Annotated in this window: 2 protein-coding genes and 1 pseudogene; 1 reads left to right on the forward strand and 2 read right to left on the reverse strand. The window is 42.0% G+C overall.

From position 1 onward, the window contains the following. Positions 1 to 230 (forward strand): 2Fe-2S iron-sulfur cluster binding domain-containing protein (locus tag A3735_RS20540; protein WP_156499795.1); only part of this gene is annotated, 230 nt, incomplete at its 5' end. Positions 231 to 337: 107 nt separating this feature from the next. Here the strand turns inward: A3735_RS20540 and A3735_RS20545 are convergent. Continuing rightward, positions 338 to 991 carry a TetR/AcrR family transcriptional regulator gene (locus A3735_RS20545; protein WP_068507328.1) on the reverse strand — a complete coding sequence of 218 codons (654 nt, stop codon included), beginning with the start codon at positions 989 to 991 and terminating at the stop codon, positions 338 to 340. Next, a pseudogene (locus A3735_RS20550) lies at positions 984 to 1,193 on the reverse strand (hypothetical protein); the annotation flags it as partial. The gene A3735_RS20545 and the pseudogene A3735_RS20550, both read right to left, overlap by 8 nt.

Raw genomic sequence — 1,193 nt, forward strand, 5'->3', positions numbered from 1 at the left:
GAAGTTTTGTTGCAAAGTCAGGTGAACCTCTGCTGAATAGTCTCGAACGTTATGGCCTAAGCACCGAGAATGCTTGCCGCTCTGGTGAGTGCAGTTTATGTCGCGTTAAGCTAATAAGCGGAGAAGTATTTAATCCTCATGAATCCAAGCTACGTAAATCAGATCGTAAATTTTCTTGGATTCATTCATGCGTTGCTTTTCCAACAAGCGATATAGAGATCTCTATATAAAGAAAACCCAAAAGCCAAATTAGGTACCGGTTAAGGTCTTCAAACTGGTACCTAATTTTAACTAGAGTTTGTCCTTCCCTACCCCATCAATGAATCAGATCAATTAATTATAACTTCATCATTTTCGGTGAAACTGCCTGAGCAAAGAATTCACTAATGCTCATATCCCCAGGTATACGAATATGGCCATCAATAATTAAAGCTGACATGCCGTGAACCATCGACCATGCACTCAGGGCTCTAGCCGTTACATGCTTGGACTCAACATTGCCATGCTCAAATGCTTGTCTAAGTATTTTAAAAGGCTTTTGAGAACTAATTTCGAGGACAGGGGATATCTCTGGATTCGCTGAGGCTTCTAGCTTGTTTCGACGACCACCAGTATCAGCCTGGCTCAGCATTAGTCTATAAATTGCAGGGTTTTCTACGGCAAACTGAACGTAGGCGACGCCGTAGTTAAATACCAAATCCCATGGATCAGTATAGCTCTTCTTAATATCTATCAAGCGTTTAGTTAGGTCATCGAAGCCTGATGCAGCGATAGCTTGTAAGAGCTCTTTCTTGTTCTTAAAGTGAGTATAAGGTGCCATATGCGACACCCCTACTTCTGCGGCAATGGCTCTTAAAGATAGAGCATCTACGCCTTTAATTTTTAATATGTCTTTAGCTGACTCAACTAATGCCGTCTTCAAGTCACCATGGTGATATGGCTTACTTTCAGCACTAATTGAGGCGTCACCTTGGGACTTAGAACTAGACATCCAGGTTTGTTACTTCCAAAGCATTTGTCTGAATAAAGTCTCGTCTTGGTTCAACTTCATCACCCATTAAGGTCGTAAAGATCTGATCAGCGGCAACCGCATCTTCGATATTTACTTTCATCATACGGCGACTTTCTGGGTCCATCGTTGTTTCCCAAAGCTGCTCAGGGTTCATCTCACCTAGACCTTTATATCGCTGAAT

It is taken from the genome of Oleiphilus sp. HI0061, assembly GCF_001635675.1.